This window comes from Stakelama marina (assembly GCF_018122655.1).
Classification (GTDB): domain Bacteria; phylum Pseudomonadota; class Alphaproteobacteria; order Sphingomonadales; family Sphingomonadaceae; genus Sphingomonas; species Sphingomonas marina.
This window is the reverse complement of record NZ_JAGRQC010000007.1, coordinates 22,216-37,167: the sequence shown is the minus strand read 5'-3', so window position 1 is coordinate 37,167 and position 14,952 is coordinate 22,216. Positions and strand designations below refer to the sequence as shown.

10 protein-coding genes are annotated in these 14,952 nt (G+C 66.5%); 2 read left to right on the top strand and 8 right to left on the bottom strand.

Going from position 1 to position 14,952, the window contains the following annotated elements; all coding sequences use genetic code 11:
- The first annotated feature begins 19 nt into the window (after positions 1–19).
- Together J7S20_RS16100 and J7S20_RS16095 are read left to right on the top strand one after the other, a co-directional pair.
- Positions 20–3,034 carry a PAS domain-containing protein gene (locus J7S20_RS16100; RefSeq protein ID WP_284055267.1) on the top strand — a complete coding sequence of 1,005 codons (3,015 nt, stop codon included), beginning with the start codon at positions 20–22 and terminating at the stop codon, positions 3,032–3,034.
- Between the two features lie 59 nt (positions 3,035–3,093).
- Positions 3,094–4,383 (top strand): adenylosuccinate synthase, encoded by a 1,290-nt coding sequence (locus J7S20_RS16095; RefSeq protein ID WP_284055266.1) that lies wholly within the window; start codon positions 3,094–3,096, stop codon positions 4,381–4,383.
- A 303-nt stretch (positions 4,384–4,686) separates the two neighbouring features.
- Here J7S20_RS16095 and aroC read toward each other — a convergent pair whose 3' ends face one another.
- The 8 genes from aroC to ligD all read right to left on the bottom strand — a co-directional run bounded on the left by aroC (position 4,687) and on the right by ligD (position 14,944).
- A complete protein-coding gene (aroC, locus tag J7S20_RS16090; RefSeq protein WP_284055265.1) occupies positions 4,687–5,757 on the bottom strand; it encodes a chorismate synthase in 1,071 nt (356 codons plus the stop codon).
- On the bottom strand, positions 5,754–6,278 hold the full coding sequence (locus J7S20_RS16085; protein WP_284055264.1) for a GNAT family N-acetyltransferase: 525 nt from the start codon (positions 6,276–6,278) through the stop codon (positions 5,754–5,756). The genes aroC and J7S20_RS16085 overlap by 4 nt, the downstream gene beginning before the upstream one ends.
- Before the next feature lie 12 nt (positions 6,279–6,290).
- On the bottom strand, positions 6,291–7,094 hold the full coding sequence (gene fabI / locus J7S20_RS16080) for an enoyl-ACP reductase FabI (protein ID WP_284055263.1): 804 nt from the start codon (positions 7,092–7,094) through the stop codon (positions 6,291–6,293).
- A complete protein-coding gene (locus J7S20_RS16075) occupies positions 7,091–8,050 on the bottom strand; it encodes a YihY/virulence factor BrkB family protein (RefSeq protein WP_430980962.1) in 960 nt (319 codons plus the stop codon). The genes fabI and J7S20_RS16075 overlap by 4 nt, the downstream gene beginning before the upstream one ends.
- A 6-nt stretch (positions 8,051–8,056) precedes the next feature.
- Entirely contained in the window at positions 8,057–9,001 is a 945-nt protein-coding gene (locus J7S20_RS16070) for a DnaJ C-terminal domain-containing protein (RefSeq protein ID WP_284055261.1), read from the bottom strand.
- Positions 9,002–9,061: 60 nt separating this feature from the next.
- Positions 9,062–9,949 carry a transglutaminase family protein gene (locus tag J7S20_RS16065; protein WP_284055289.1) on the bottom strand — a complete coding sequence of 296 codons (888 nt, stop codon included), beginning with the start codon at positions 9,947–9,949 and terminating at the stop codon, positions 9,062–9,064.
- Positions 9,950–9,954: 5 nt separating this feature from the next.
- The gene (locus tag J7S20_RS16060) at positions 9,955–12,444 is read right to left on the bottom strand and encodes a circularly permuted type 2 ATP-grasp protein (RefSeq protein ID WP_284055260.1); all 2,490 of its coding nucleotides are present in this window, start codon (positions 12,442–12,444) and stop codon (positions 9,955–9,957) included.
- An 82-nt stretch (positions 12,445–12,526) separates the two neighbouring features.
- On the bottom strand, positions 12,527–14,944 hold the full coding sequence (gene ligD / locus J7S20_RS16055; protein WP_284055259.1) for a DNA ligase D: 2,418 nt from the start codon (positions 14,942–14,944) through the stop codon (positions 12,527–12,529).
- Between the last annotated feature and the right edge of the window lie 8 nt (positions 14,945–14,952).

Sequence of the window (14,952 nt, the reverse complement as noted above, 5' to 3'; positions counted from 1 at the left end):
ACCCGCGCATCCGGGAACAATGTATTCAGGCCTCGGCTTTCTCGACCATCCCGGTGAAATGCCGAAGAGAATTCGTGAACGTGACTGGAGCGGCACCCCGCTCGGTCCGCTCGACGAATGGCCGCAGGCGCTGCGTTTCGCACTCAACATCTGCCTCGGGTCGAGCTTTCCCACCGCCATCTATTGGGGGCCGGAGCTGCTCCTGCTGTACAACGACGCCTGGGCACCGATTCCCGCCGAACGCCATCCCGGCGCACTGGGGCGTCCGGCGCGCGAGGTCTGGTCGGATATCTGGGACGTGATCGGGCCACAGTTCGAAAGCGTCCTCGAAACCGCGTGCGGCTTTTCCGCCTATGACCAGATGCTCGCGATGGAGCGCGACGGCGTCGCGCAGGAGACCTACTGGAACTACAGCTTCACCCCGATCAAGGACGAATACGGCAAGGTCGCCGGCATCCTCAATCAGGGAAACGAGACGACGCGGCAGGTGCTGTCCGAGCGGCGTCGCATCGAACAGATCGAGCGGTTCAGCGAACTCGTCGAGCAGGCGCCCGGCGCGATCGCGGTGCTGCACGGCCCCGACTTCACCTACGAAATGGCCAACGCCGCCTATATGGAACTGGTCGGCAATCGCCCCATTCTCGGCAAACCGATCGCCGTCGCGCTGCCCGAAATCGCCGAACAGGGCTTCATCGAACTGCTCGAACGCGTCTATCGCACCGGAGAGGCGTATCGCGGCGACGGCGTCGTCGTCGAATTCGAACGCCACAGCGACGGGCCAGACCGCCGCATCCTCGACTTCATCTATCAACCGATCAAGGATACCGGCGGCAACGTCACCGATATCTTCGTCGAGGCGAACGACGTTACCGACAAGCTTGCCGCGCTTGATGCGCTGCGCGTCTCCACCGAGGGGCAGACCTTTCTCTATTCGGTAGCCGAGCGGCAGCGCAATTTCGAAAAACCGTCCGAAATCCTTCGCTTCACCGCGCGAGCGGCAGGACGCCGCCTGAAGGCAGACCGCGTCGGCTTCCTCCGCGTGCAGCCGGAAGATACGGTCGCGTTCGGTCCCGGCTGGCGCACCGAGAAACTGCCTCCGCTGAATGGCGAGATATCGCAGGATATGCTCGGCACGGCCGTCTGCGACGCCTATTCGCGCGGCGAAACGGTGGTGATCCGTAACCGTTCGGAAGATCCGGTTCATTCCTCCCCGACCGGGGCCGACCTCCCGCCCGCCGGCATCGGCGTGCCGTTGATCCGCGGCGGACAATGGGTCGCCAGCCTGTTCGTCCACAACAGCACCCCACGCGACTGGTCGCGAGAGGATGTCGCCTTTGTCGAAGCGGTCGCCGAAACCACCTGGGATTCGGTCGAGCGGATCGAGGCGATCGCGGCGCTGCGCGACAGCGAGGAAAAATTCCGCGCGATCGCCAATTCGATCGAACAGATGATCTGGTCGACGCGCGCCGACGGCTATCACGATTACTACAACGACCGCTGGTACGAATATACCGGCGTGCCGTACGATTCGACCGATGGCGATTCCTGGACGGACATCTTCCACCCAGACGACCGGCCGCGCGCCTGGGAACGCTGGCAGAAGAGCCTCGCGACGGGCGACCCCTATCACATCGAATATCGGCTCCGGCACCATAGCGGCGTCTATCGCTGGGTGCTCGGCCGGGCGCAGCCGATGCGCGACGAGGGCGGCAATATCGTTCGCTGGTTCGGCACCTGCACCGACATTCAGGAAATCGTCGACGCGCGCGAGGTCCTGGCCCGTTCGCGCGAGGAACTCGAAACCGCGGTTCGGGAACGGACCAGCCAGTTGATGGCGGCCGAGGAAAAGCTCCGCCAGTCGCAGAAGATGGAAGCGGTCGGCCAGCTCACCGGCGGCATCGCGCATGATTTCAACAATATGCTCGCGGTCGTGATCGGCGCGCTCGACCTGATCGACCGCCGGCTCGAACAGGGCAACAACGATATCGGCCGCTATGTCGAGGCCGCACGAGACGGCGCGACGCGCGCGGCCGGGCTGACGCGCAGGCTGCTCGACTTTGCGCGCCAGTCGCCGCTGACCCCTGCCCCGGTGCGCGTCAACGACCTGATCGAGGACATGCTCGACCTGCTCCGCCGCACGATCGGCGAAAAGATCAGGATCGAAACCGATCTGGCGGGCGGCGCCTGGCACGTCGTCGCCGATGCGAGCCAGCTCGAAAACAGCATCATCAACCTTGCCGTCAACGGTCGCGATGCGATGCCCGATGGCGGAACGCTGTCGATCCGCACCACCAACCGCACGCTCAGCGCAAGCGCAGCGGGCGAGCACGGGCTGGCCGCAGGCGATTATGTCGAGATCGGCGTCGCCGATACCGGCACGGGAATGACGCCCGACGTGGTCGAGCGCGCGTTCGAACCCTTTTTCACGACCAAGGATGTCGGCAAGGGGACGGGGCTCGGCCTCAGCCAGATTTTCGGGTTCGTCGGCCAGTCGGGCGGGCAGGTGCTGATCGAAACCGAACCCGGCAAGGGCACGCTCGTCCGCATCCTCCTTCCGCGCGACAGCAATACGCGGCATGTCGACATCGCTCAGGAACCGCTTTCCAAGACCGCGCCGCGCGCACGCGCAGGCGAAACGGTTCTTGTCGTCGAGGATGAAGAGCGCGTCCGCTCCTTCTCGGTCGAGGCGCTCCGCGAACTCGGCTACACGATCATCGACGCCGAAGGCGGTGAAGCAGCGCTCGAACGGATCGCCCGCGAAGACCGCATCGACCTGTTGTTCACCGACGTCATCATGCCGGGCATGACAGGGCGTGAGCTGGCCGAACGCGCGCTCGAAATGCGGCCGGGCCTGAAACTGCTCTACACCAGCGGTTATACGCGCGACGCGATTCAGGAGACCGGCGGGCTGAGCGCAATGGCGACCGTGCTGCCCAAGCCGTTCGGGATCGACGCGCTCGCCGCGGCGGTCCGCAAGACGCTCGACGGCGGCGAACCCGCAAAACCCGTGGACCTTCGCGCGCAAGACGATTAGGGCGGCGTCCGTTTGGCGCAGGCACATCCCGCGCCCCGACTCTTTGAAGGAGACCCGTCGTGGCCAATGTCGCGGTGATCGGCGCCCAATGGGGCGATGAAGGCAAGGGCAAGATCGTCGACTGGCTGGCAGAACGCGCCGACATGGTCGTGCGCTTCCAGGGCGGGCACAATGCCGGCCATACGCTCGTCGTCGGCGATGCGGTCTACAAGCTGTCGCTGCTGCCCTCGGGCATCGTCCGCGGCACGCCCAGCGCGATCGGGAACGGCGTGGTGCTCGACCCCTGGGCGCTGAAGGCGGAGGTCGAACGCCTGCGCGATCAGGGCGTCTCGGTCACACCCGACACGCTGATGATCGCCGACAATTGCGTGCTGATCCTGCCGTTTCACCGCGATCTCGACGCGCTTCGCGAGGATGCCAGCGGCGCGGGCAAGATCGGCACCACGCGGCGCGGCATCGGCCCGGCCTATGAGGACAAGGTCGGCCGCCGCGCGATCCGCGTATGCGACCTGGCGCATCTCGAAACGCTCGACCCGCAGCTCGACCGGTTGATGGCGCATCACAACGCGCTGCGTGCGGGCTTCGACGAACAGCCGATCGATCGCGACAGGCTCGTCGCCGAGCTGAAGGAAATCGCCGGCTTCGTGCTGCCCTTCGCGCGGCCCGTATGGCAGACGCTCAACGAAGCGCGCGCGGCCGGCAAGCGCATCCTGTTCGAAGGCGCGCAGGGCGTGCTGCTCGACATCGATCACGGCACCTATCCGTTCGTCACCTCGTCGAACACCATCGCCGGGACGGCGGCGGGCGGGTCGGGGCTCGGCCCCAGCGCGGTCGGTTTCGTCCTCGGCATCGCAAAGGCCTATACGACGCGCGTCGGTTCGGGCCCCTTCCCGACCGAGCAGGAAAATGAAACCGGCGAAAAGCTCGGCACGCGCGGGCATGAATTCGGCACCGTCACCGGGCGCAAGCGCCGCTGCGGCTGGTTCGACGCGGTGCTGGTGCGACAGGCGGTCGCGGTGTCGGGCGTGACCGGCATCGCGCTCACCAAGCTCGACGTGCTCGACGGGTTCGAGACGATCCGCATCTGCACCGGCTACCGGTTGCGCGGCGCAACGCTCGACCACTTCCCGTCGCACGCCGCCGACCAGGCGTCGGTCGAGCCGGTCTATGAAGAGATCGAAGGATGGTCGCAATCGACCGCCGGCGCACGAAGCTGGGCCGATCTTCCCGCCCAGGCGATCAAATATATCCGCCGCGTCGAGGAACTGATCCAGTGTCCTGTCGCGCTGGTATCGACCAGCCCGGAGCGCGAGGACACCATCCTCGTCCGCGATCCCTTCGCCGACTGAACACGGCTATCGGAGCGGCGGCGCCCAATTTTGGGCCTGATTTTGGAAAGGCAGCGGCGGGCCCGGTGGGAAACCGGACCCGCCCAGGCGATTGACCCTCGGGGGGAGAGGTTGCGCCTGAAACCGTCCGGCCGAATACGGTCCGGACGCGGTGTCTTCGGCAGCGGCGGTCTTGCCCCCACGCCTCGACCCGGACCGATCAAAGCCCGCTTCGCTGCGGATTGCCAGACTGGGCGGGTCGGGTGACCGCAGCTTATGCGCGGCTTGCCGGGAGATGTGGGGAAAGCGCGACGGGCCGAGCGGTCAGCCGCCGCACTGCGCGCGGTGAAGCAGTTTCTGGTCGGCAAGCACCAGCGCCATCATCGCCTCCACGACCGGCGCGCCGCGAATGCCGACACAAGGGTCGTGACGGCCCTTGGTCGCGATCTCCGCCGCCTCTCCTTCGCGCGTGACGGTCTCGACCGGCGTCAAGATCGAACTGGTCGGCTTGAACGCGACGCGTACGCGCACCGGCTGGCCGGTCGAAATGCCGCCGGCGATGCCGCCCGCGTGGTTGGCGAGGAATTGCGGGCCGTGATTGCCCGGCCGCATCGGATCGGCATTCGCCTCGCCCGAAAGCCGCGCCGCCTCGAACCCGTCGCCGATCTCGACGCCCTTTACCGCGTTGATGCTCATGCACGCCGATGCCAGTTCGCTGTCGAGCTTGGCATAGATCGGCGCGCCCCAGCCGGCGGGTACCCCGGTCGCTTCGCACGCGATCACGGCGCCCAGCGAGCTGCCCGCCTTGCGCGCGTCGTCGACCAGCCTCTCCCAGCGCGCGGCGGCATCGGCGTCGGGACAGAAAAAGGGATTATTGTCGATTTCGGCCGCGTCGAACTTCGCCGGGTCGATCGTGTCGCCGCCAATCTCCTCGACCCATGCGCGGATCGAAACCTCCGGGATGGCCAGCCGCGCCACCGCACCCGCCGCCACGCGCGCCGCCGTTTCACGCGCAGAAGACCGCCCGCCGCCGCGATAGTCGCGAAACCCGTATTTGGCGTCATAGGCATAATCGGCATGGCCGGGGCGATAGGCCTTGGCGACCTCAGAATAGTCTTTCGAGCGCTGATCGACATTCTCGATCATCAGCGAAATCGGCGTACCCGTCGTCTTTCCGTCGAACACGCCCGACAGGATCTTCACCCGATCGGGCTCGCGCCGCTGCGTGGTGAAGCGCGACGTGCCCGGCCGGCGCTTGTCGAGAAACGGCTGAATATCGTCTTCGGACAGCGCAAGTCCCGGCGGACACCCGTCGATGACAGCACCCAGCGCCGGCCCATGGCTCTCACCCCAGGTCGTAAACCGAAAAACGCGTCCGAAGGTATTGAAACTCATGCGTCCTCCGACAGTGCAGCAAATGCCTCGGCGTGGCGCGCCTCGCCCTTTGCGCCGCATGGCAGGCCATCCTGCAATTCGAGCGCCATGAAGAACGGCCCGGCATAGAGGCTGTCAAAGCCCTCCGCCGTCGCGGTTTCGAAACCGAAGCGTTCGTAAAATCCGGGTTCGCCGAGCACGAACATCAAGAGCGCGCCCGCCGCGCGCATCCGCTCGATCGCCGCAGCGATCAGCGCCTCGGCCACGCCCGTCCGGCGATGCTCGGGCAACACCGCGACGGGCGCCAGCGCCACCGCCGGAACGGAATCGCCGCCGATGCTCGCCTCCATCCGGCTTACCGCCACCAGCCCCTCGACCGCGTTGCTGTCTTCATCGCGCGCCAGCAGCACCAGGACGAGGTCGCCATCGATGGCGAGCTGTTTTACCAGCATCGCTTCGGACGGCCGCGCGAAGCAGGTCGTCAGCACATGGTCGATATCCGCCGCATCGATCGGGCGCGCGGGCTGGATGACGGTACTCATCCCGACCGCCGATCAGCTCAGCGCGATGTCGGGCGCGTCCTCGGCCTTCATGCCGATGACATTGTATCCGGCATCGACATGGTGGATCTCGCCGGTGACACCGCTCGCCAGATCACTCAGCAGATACAACCCCGCGCCGCCGACATCGTCGATCGTGACGTTGCGTTTCATCGGCGAATTGAGCTCGTTCCATTTGAGGATATAGCGGAAATCGCCGATCCCGCTCGCCGCCAGCGTCTTGATCGGCCCGGCCGAAATCGCGTTGACGCGGATATTGTCGCGCCCAAGATCGACCGCGAGATACTGGACCGAGGTGTCGAGCGCCGACTTCGCCACGCCCATCACGTTATAGTGCGGCACGACCTTTTCCGACCCGTAATAGGTCAGCGTCAGCAGGCTGCCCCCGTTCGGCATCATCGCCTGCGCGCGCTTGGCGACGGCGGTGAAGCTGTAGACCGAGATATTCATCGTCATCAGGAAGTTGTCGAGCGTCGTGTCGTAATAACGGCCACGAAGCTGGCTCTTGTCCGAAAAGCCGATCGCGTGGACGACGAAGTCGATCGTCGGCCAGTGCTCGGCCAGTTCGGCGAACGCCGCGTCGAGCCGGTCCATGTCCGACACGTCGCATTCGATCAGCTTGTCCGAACCGAGCTGCTCGGCAAGCGGACGCACGCGCTTGGCCAGCGCCTCGCCCTGATAGGTGAACGCCAGCTCCGCGCCATGCTCGGCGAGCTGCTTGGCAATGCCCCAGGCGAGCGATTTGTCGTTGGCGAGCCCCATGATCAGCCCGCGCTTGCCCTGCATCAAACCCGTCACGACGTCTTCGCCTCCTTCTTGCTTTGCGCGTCCTCTAGACCCTCGTCGGGGTCTTCCGCCAGTGCCGCGTTGAGCTCCGCGCCCATTACGACGCCCAGCCCGACGACGAAAAAGAAAATGAGCGCGATCATCACGCCCGCCATGCTGCCATAGGTCAGGTCGTATCCGCCCAGCATGCCCAGCACGACCGGCAACAGCGCGGTCGTCGCCAGCCACCATGCAGCGGTAAAGGCGGCGCCCGGCCATTTGGGGCATTTGGAATAGCGATACCGGCTCGGCGTCAGCGAATAGAACAACATGTACAGCGCGCCGAACAGCGCCAGCGACGGCGCGATCCGCGTCAGCGACACCGCCTTTGCGGTTCCCGTCGCAAAGGGCAGCACGCGCACGATGAACTGTTCGATCCCGGTCAGCACGACCTGAAAGCTGAACGACAGCATCACCAGCACCACCGATGCGATGATGAGGCCGATCGACCCCAGCCGATACTCCCAGAAGGCGCGGCTCGACTGTGTGCCATAGGCGCGCTGGAGGATCGACCGCACCGTCTCGATAAAGCTCGCGGTCGTCCACAGCCCGACGAGCGCACCCAGCCACAGCAGCAAGCCCGACCGCGCGGCCAGCACGTCCGAAATCGGCTTGCGCAGCACATCGGCGACATCGGGCGGCACCGTTTCCAGAAACGCATTGAGCGCGTGCAGGCCGTCGCCCGTCTGGCCGAGCAGCTTGGCGATCGCAGCGGCCACGATGAAAAAGGGAAACAACGTCAGCAGCGACAGGTAGGCAAGATTACCCGCATGCATGAAACCGTCGGACCATACGCCGATGGCGACGCGCTTCATCACCTCGATCGCACGGTCGCTGACGCCCAGGTCCCCCAATCGCCGGTGTACGCGTCCGCCCAGCCCCTTGCGGCGGGCCTCCGGCGATTCGGGGGAGCCTGCTTCGTCCACGATAGCGCTTTAAACGCCCATCTTCGCGCGCGGGTTCGTATCGCCTCCGTCCCAGGCCTCGACGAATTGCTGGAGCGCGGCATCGCCAGCGGGAATATCGATCATCAGCGTGACGAGCTGGTCGCCGCGCCCCGACGGCTTCTTGTGAAAGCCGCGGCCCTTCAGACGCAGCGTCTTGCCCGAGGTCGATCCCTTGGGAACGGTCAGCATCACCGGCCCTTCGACCGTCGGCACGCGCACCTTCCCGCCCTTCACGGCTTCGGCAAGCGTGATCGGCAGGTCAAGGCGGACATCGTCGCCGTCGCGGGTGAAATAGGCGTGGGGCTGAACCTCGATGGTGACCAGCGCGTCGCCCGCGCCGCCCGGCCCCTCCTGGCCCTTGCCCGCCAGCCGCATCTGCGTGCCGTCCTCGACGCCCGCGGGCAGTTTCAGGTCGATCGTCTTCCCGTCGGACAGCGTGATGCGCTGCGGCTTCAGCGCGGCGGCATCGACGAAGGGCACGCGCAGGCGATAGGCGACATTCGCGCCCTTGGGCTGCGGGCGCCGCCCGAAACCGCCGAAGCCGCTCGAAAAGCCGCCGCCGCGGCGCTTGCCGCCCATGCCGAACAGCCCCTCGAACACGTCGCCGAGATCGGCCTCGTCGCCGCCGAAATCGAACTGCGCGCCGCCGGGGCGATAGCCCCCCGCGCTCGCGCCGCCGCCTCCGCCGCCAAAGCCGAAGGGCGATGTCGGATTGCCTTCGGCGTCGATCTCGCCGCGGTCGAAGCGCGCGCGCTTGTCCTTGTCGGTCAGCAGGTCATAGGCCTGCGTTACCTGGCTGAACTTCTCGGCCGCCTTGGGATTGTCCTTGTTCCGGTCGGGGTGCAGCTCCTTGGCGAGCTTGCGATAAGCCTTTTTGATATCGGCTTCGCTCGCGCCGCGCGCCACGCCCAGGGTTGCGTATGGGTCTGCCATTGTCTTCCTGTATTATCCTGTTGACGCACTACATCGGCGCGCGCGCGCTTTCGTGCAAGATCAACCGTCGTTGTCGAGCGGTTCGACATCGACGGATACGTGCATCTCCTGCGCGCCCGACCCCAGCGACACGCCGTCGATCGGTGCGATATCGCCGTAATCGCGGCCGATGGCGACGACGATATGGTCCTCCGCCATCCAGATGCCATTGGTCGGATCGACGCCCACCCAGCCGCGATCCGGCCCGCACCACAGCAGCACCCACGCATGGGTCGCGTCGGCACCGACCAGCCGCTCCTGACCCGGCGGCGGAAGCGTGCGCAGATAGCCGGAGACATAGGCCGCCGGCAGCCCTGCCGCGCGCAGCCCCGAAATCATGATCTGCGCGAAATCCTGGCACACGCCGCCGCGCCGCGCGAACGCCTGCGCCGGCGGCGTATCGACCAGCGTCGCCGCCGGATCGAAGTCGAAGTCGCGCTGGATACGCCGGGCGAGCGCAATGGCGGCGTCGAGCGCGCCGCGATCGGGGTCGAGATCGTCCGCACACCAGTCGGCAATGTCGCGGTCTAGCGGGATATGCGGCGACGGATAGAGATAGGCCGCAGGTCCGCCCGGCGATGGATCGCGGCTATCGAGCGCCAGTCGGGCAACGTCGCGCAGCGTCGGATCGTCGGGCGCAGGGACCGGCACGGGACGCTCTACGATCAACTCGGCGCTGCTTTCGATCGTCAGCGTCGATGTGCGCTGTTCGACGATCAGCCGCACGATATTGGCAAGGCCCGCGGGCGCGCGCGACGGCGCGGTCCTGCCGCCGGGCTCGACCCTCAGACGGTAATCGACCAGTTGCTGCCCCGACCACAGGATCGGCTTCAGCCGCAGGTTGCAGCGCGCGAACGCGGCCGGCACCGCATAATCGAAACGAGTGATATGGCGGATGGCATAGCGCATCATGGTCAGGCGAGCGTCAGCCCTTCGGCGCGCAGCGGTTCGGCGCCTTGCAGGAAATAGCGCCGCGATATGGCATCCGACAGCCTCCCCAGTTCCTGCTCCAGCTCTCCCAGCAGCGCGGCATCGACCCGTTCGGCCCGCGCGACCGACAGCTTTGCCGCGATCGCTTGCCCCTTGGCTTGTTGCGGTTCGGCGATGCCGTCGTCGGACAGCACCGGCAACGCCGCCAGATGCGCGTTGATCGCGGCAATCTGGAACGCCAGCCCGCGCGGATTGCCGGGATCGCAAACGATCAGGTCGATCGCCGGCGCGCGCGCCACCCCGCTCATATAGCGCTGGCGATAGCTGATCTGGCTGTCGGCCAGGTCGAGCAAGGTCAGCAGGTCGTCATGCGTCGGCTCGGCGGCCAGAAATATGCGCGCCATGTGCGCGATTTCCTGCGCACGCTCGACGCGGCGACCAAGGTCGTGAAACGCCCAGGCATCGGTTCGCGCCATATGTTCGGCCGACAGCCCGGCGAGCGCGGCATAGCGCCGCTGGAGCGACCCGGCGCGGTCGAGCAGCCCGCCCTTTTGCGGGAACGGCGCTTCGAGCAGCCGCACCATATCCGCCGCCAGCCGCTCGCGCGAACCGTCGCCGATCGTCCGGGCGAGCCGGTTGATCGCGCGCACGCTCTGCGCATCGCCTTCCCCCTCCAACGCGGCGCGCGCAAACTCGACCAATGCGTTGCGGTCGAGCGATGGTGGCGGCATGGCGGCGCCCGCGCCGGTAATCAGATCGACCAGATGCTGCAGCGTCGCGGGGGCGAGCGCGGCGCCCGTATCGGCGCTGATCGAGTTGCCGAGCAGCACCCGGATCACGGTCAGCAGCGCCTCTCCGCGCTCCAGATATCGTCCCAGCCAGAACATGTTGTCGGCGACGCGGCTTGGCAGCGTGCCCGGGTTGCGGCGCAGCCGCACCGATCCGGGCGCGGGCAGCAGCGACATCGGATCGACCGGCTCGGCACAATGTACGCAGACATCGGCCGACCAGCTTCCCTCCCCCATCAGCACGGCGCGCGGATCGGGATTGTCGCCGATCCGGGCAAAACCGCCGGGGAGCACCGACCACTCGCCTTCGGGTCCGCGCGCCGCGAACACGCGCAGCGTGAAGGGGCGCGCGACCAGCCCGTCGCCATTGGCGACCGGCATCGTCGAAAGATGGACGATCTCCTGCCCGACATAATCCTGCGGCCGCCGCGCAAGGTCGGCGAGGAGCAGTTCGCGCTGGTCGTCGGACAGGCTCGACCCCAGCACCGCCTTGCCGTCCGGCAGGCCCAGCGGGGCCACGCCGAAGGCCGGGCCGATCAGCATCCGGTCGAGCTCGCGCTCGACATGGTCGCGCACGTCCTCGTCACCGCACCACCAGGTCGCGATATTGGGCAGTTTCAGATCCTGCCCGGTCATCCTCAGCGCAAGCGCGGGCAGATAGGCGGAAAATGCCGGGGCCTCGAGCGCGCCGGACCTAGGGGCGTTGGACAGGACGACATTGCCCATCGCCATCGCATCGATCAGCCCCGGCACGCCGATCGTCGATTTCGAATCGAAGGTCAGCGGGTCGAGCATCCGCGGGTCCAGCCTGCGCAGCAGCGCATCGATCCGCTTCATGCCCGCGATCGTGCGAACATAAACGGTGTCGTCGAGCACGCTCAGATCGGCGCCCTCGACAAGCAGAAAGCCCAGATAGCGCGCGAGATGCGCCTGCTCGGCATAGCTCTGGTTGTACCGCCCCGCGGTCAGCAGCCCGATCCGCGGGTCCGATCGGTTGCACAGCGCGGCGATCCCGTCGCGCAGCGCGGCGAAGAACGGCGCATGGCGAGAGATATTGAGCCGCGACTGCAACCCGCCCAGCATCCGCGCGATCGCCAGCCGGTTTTCAAGCGCATAGCCCGATCCGGTGCCTGCGCGCAGATGGTCGGCAAGCACGCGCCATTCGCCGGTAGGGTCGCGGCACAGATCGGCGGCGAAGAACTGGAGCTGATATCCCCCCGGCGGCGTCAGATGCTGCATCGGCCGCAGGAAGAAGGGGCTGCCCGTCACCAGCGCCGCCGGGATGCGCCCGCCGCTGACCAGCTTGCCCTCGCCATAGATGTCCTGAAGGATCGCCTCCATCAGGTCGGCGCGCTGGACGATGCCGTCGGCAATTCCCTGCCATTCGCGCTCGCCGATCATCAGCGGCACCGGCGACAATGGCCAGGGGCGCTCGTCATTCTCTCCGGCGATGCGGTAGCCGGTGCCGATATCGTCGGCCTGGCGCTGGGCGCGTTCGCGAGCGGTGGCGAGCGAACCGGCAGAGGTCGTCGCAATCTCTTCAAAGGCGGTCAGCCACGCCTCGCGCTCGACACCGCGCGCGGCGCACAGCATGTCGCTCTTGACCGGGCCGCTGCAATAATCGGCGATCCACCGCTCGGCGATTTCGCCTGCGTCCGGCGGCGCATCCGCTGCCCGGCTAGCCACTATGCCCGACCTTCATTTCGCCCATCCGACCATTGCGGGCGCGACGTGACCACAATCGCCACCGGCTTGCAACTGGCGATCATCAGACGTCGGGAAGACTCTGGTCGGCAACACCCCACCCGGCGAGGTTGCGGCTGTTCGACCGTTCGATCAGCGTATCGGCATCCTTGACGGTAAAGCGCTTGGCCGTGTCGATATCCTTCAGCTCGGTCCAGCTCACCGGTGCCGCCACCGGCGCGGCTTCGCGAGCGCGCGCGACATAGGGCAGTACCGCCGTCGAACCGCGCTGGTTGCGCAGCCAGTCGATGAAGATGCGGCCCTTGCGCTTCGCCTTCGACATCGTCGCGGTGAAGCGGTCGGGCTCGGCCTGCGCCAGCGCGCGGCTGAACCGTTCGGCGAACGATTTGACCTCGGGCCATTCCGCCTCTGGCGTCAACGGCACGACGACATGGACGCCCTTGCCACCCGACAGCATGGCAAAGCTTGCCAGACCGATTTCGGCGAGATGCGCTTTCAGGTCCTCGGCGGCCTTCTTCACGTCACCGAAATCAAGGCCCTCGTCGGGGTCGAGGTCGAACACCATCCGGTCGGGCTTTTCGACATCGGAGACGAGGCTGCCCCAGCCATGAAACTCGATCGTGCCCATCTGCACGCAGGTCAGCAGCCCCTTGGCATCCTCGATATAAAGATAGGGCTCGGTCGTCCCATCCTTCTCGGTGATATCGACATGGTGCACCGCCTCGCCGAAGCTGCCTGCGTCGTGCTTCTGGAAGAAACACTGTTTCGCGCGTCCCTGCGGACAGCGCACCAGGCTCACCGGGCGATTGGCGGCCCAGGGCAGCAGGATGCCGGCGACCGAGGCGTAATAGTCGGCGAGCTCACCCTTGGTGATCCCGGCATCGGGAAAGATGACGCGGTCGGGATGGCTGATCGCCACGCCGACATCGGCGGCACCGGATCGGGCTTTTTGCGGTTTTTCGGTCACCACCTCATCCGCCTCCTTGTCCTCGCGCAGCCCCAGAAAGCTCGCATGCCGCACGACATCGTCGGCGGTGAATTCGGCAAAGGCGATCTCGGCGACGAGCTTCGGCGTCACCCAATGCGCACCCTTCGCCGCCGCCTTGGGAACCTCGACCGGCGGCGTCTTGCGCGCGATGCGGTCGAGCTTTGCGCTCAACGCTTCCAGCGTATCGCCATCGAAGCCGGTGCCGACGCGGCCCGCATAGCGCAGTTCGTCGCCGTCATTGACCGCGAGCAGCAGCGACGCGAACGGCCGCCCCTTGGCCGAGCTTTCCGACCAGCCGACGATCACGAACTCCTGCCGTTTCGTGCATTTGACCTTGAGCCAGTTCTTCGTCCGCTTGCCGCGATAGGGCGCATCGACGCGCTTCGACACGATCCCTTCATAGCCCTCGCGGCACATCGCATCGAACAGCTTCTCGCCCGCGCCGAGCACATGGTCGGCATAGTGGATGCGGCTGTCGCACCCGGCGAGCAGCGCCTCGAGCCGTTCCTTGCGCTGCACCTGCGGCAGCGTGCGCAGATCCTCGCCATCCTCGCTCAGCAGGTCGAAGGCGAACAGCGTCATGTCGCCGCCCTCCGAAATCGCGGTCTGCAGCGTCGAGAAATCGGGCCGCCCGTCCTTGAACGCGACGATCTCTCCGTCGATCAGCGCCGCGCCGGACAGCGACCCCGCCGCCTCGACGATGCCGGGAAATTTCTCCGACCAGTCGAGCCCCGACCGCGTAAACACCCGCGTGCCACCCTTGCCGATGCTCAAAAGCGCACGGTAGCCGTCATATTTCACCTCGTGCAGCCACTGGTTGCCCGCCGGCACCTCGTCGACCAGCGTCGCAAGCTGCACCTCCTCGAACGCGGGCGCCTTCACCGTGCGCGATTTCGCCTTCGCGCTGGTCTTGGCCTTCTTCCCCTCGGCGATCTCCTGCATCGTCCGCCCGGTCTTCACGCTCGTCAGCGCGGTTTCGACCAGCGTGTCCGATCCGCCCGCCTCGGCATCGTCGATCTTGCGCAACAGCCAGTTCTCGCGCTTTTCGCCCTTCTTGCCCTTCAGCCGGATCAGCAGCCACTCGCCCTTCATCCGCTCGCCATCGAGCACGAAATGGAGGTGGCCCTTCGCTAGGTCCTGTTTCGACTTGCCCTTGATCGGCGCCCAGGTGCCGTCATCCCACAGCATCACCGTGCCGCCGCCATATTGGTCCTCGGGGATCGTCCCTTCGAAGCTCCCGTAATCGAGCGGATGGTCCTCGGTCCGAACCGCCAGCCGCTTGTCGTCGGGGTTGAGGCTCGGCCCGCGCGTCACCGCCCAGCTCTTGAGCACCCCGTCCATTTCGAGGCGAAAGTCCCAGTGCAGCCGCGTCGCGTCGTGCTTCTGCACGATGAAGCGGTTGCCGTGCCCCTTGGCGAGCGTCCCCGCCGGCTCGGCGGTCTTCGCGAAGTCGCGCTTGGCATTGTAGCTGGCGAGCGGATCGGACTTGGCCACCTAGCGCC